Origin of the sequence: Halorubrum sp. C191 (assembly GCF_002727095.1) — an archaeon.
In the GTDB taxonomy this organism is placed as follows: Archaea; Halobacteriota; Halobacteria; order Halobacteriales; family Haloferacaceae; genus Halorubrum; species Halorubrum ezzemoulense.
Genome location: NZ_NHNZ01000182.1, coordinates 1 through 1,485, shown reverse-complemented (window position 1 = coordinate 1,485; position 1,485 = coordinate 1). Strand labels below are relative to the sequence as shown.

Below are 1,485 nucleotides of genomic sequence, written 5' to 3'. Positions count from 1 at the left end.
AACTTTCGACGTTGAGTATAGGTGGTGACGGCTGCTCCATACCTTATGTAACAACCGGTGCCATGTTAGCGTTCGGGTGCTACATAAGGAGTTGAACCTTCTCTACCAACCGTGACCACTTCAGCAATTACTCAAGATCGTAGGCCGCAATTTCGTGAGAGCCACACCGTGGACATTCATCGACATCCTGCTCCACACTGTACCCACAGTGACGGCACTCGTGGTGCGTTGTCGATGACGGCTCGAGCCTGACGATCTGCTGGATGAACTGTTTACTGAGCATGGGTGGGGTCAACGATCTCGCCACAGCTTGGACATTCGGCCCACATGCCCGGATCGCCGCCAGTGGTCTCATAGTGGATGATTGCGTGCCGACCCGTGACTGTCTCGCCGCAGAACGAGCAGTCGCCACGGATTGTCTCTGGGTCATCAGGTGTCATTCTCACGAGTTCGCGGGCTACTTCGAGGGGGAGAGGGAGCGTGTGACACTGTTTTAGAGCTAATCCGGCTGTTGAAACCGGCCCAGCGGTACTCCCTCTCCTCAAAATTTGAGGCGCTGTGACTTATATTTCGGGCGAGCGGGGCGAAAGTATTGTTCTGGGACAGCAGCGTGACCGCAGGTCGTGAGTAGCCATTGCGCGCGATGTCATAGATCCCAACCGTGGTCGGGGTTCTTCCGCCTGAAGACAGAGGGAGATGTCAAAAAAGACGACTACAGGGGACGGCCTGAAGTATCGATATTCTGGAGATCTACAGCGGAAACGTGGGGTGGGTGTGTTGTTCTGTCTGTGGGGCGCGGACCGCTCAAACTGACCGATTCATCACACTCGCCAGTTCACGGTCAATCTGTTCAACCTGCCGAGCCAGTCGGGAGACCATCTCTGTCTGGCTTTCGTTTTCGGCCGCGATCTCTGCGATCTCCTCGCTCACGACGGTGGCCCGCTCGGAGACGTCGTTGACGGCACTCGATATCTCTTCGGCCACGCTCGCCTGTTCGTCTGTCGCAGCGGCAATCTCGCTGATCCCACTCTCGGTCTGCTCAACTGCGGTGAGAATTTGCTTCTGGTTCTCGAGGACGGCTTGGATGTCGTCTCTCGCAGACTGTATCTCGTCGTTGGCTGCGTCCACTTCGGCGGTGGTTTTGGAAGCCTTCTCCTTGATCCTCGCGACAATGCCTTCGATCCCGTCAGCTTGCTCCTGGGAGCGATTCGCGAGATTCTTCACCTTGTCGGCGACGACCGCGAAGCCGTCGCTGTTGCTCCGCGCCGCCTCGACGTTTGCGTTCAACGCGAGCATGTTCGTCTGCTCGGCGATGTCGTTGATCACACCGACGAGCTCTTCGACTTCTTCGAACTCGTCTTTGAGGTCCGCGATGTCGTCATTTCCTTCGCCGTCCCCGTCGCTTCGCCGCTCCCGTAGTATCGCTGTCTCGCTGTTGTCGCCTTCCCACCCCCACCGTCGCGTCACATCTGGTACGGTCACGGT

Annotated in this window: 1 protein-coding gene; it reads right to left on the bottom strand. The window is 57.4% G+C overall.

Annotated features, from left to right (window positions below; genetic code table 11):
• Window positions 1–804: 804 nt before the first annotated feature.
• A partial coding sequence (locus Z052_RS16675; RefSeq protein WP_241897977.1) for a methyl-accepting chemotaxis protein occupies window positions 805–1,485 on the bottom strand: 681 nt, incomplete at its 5' end.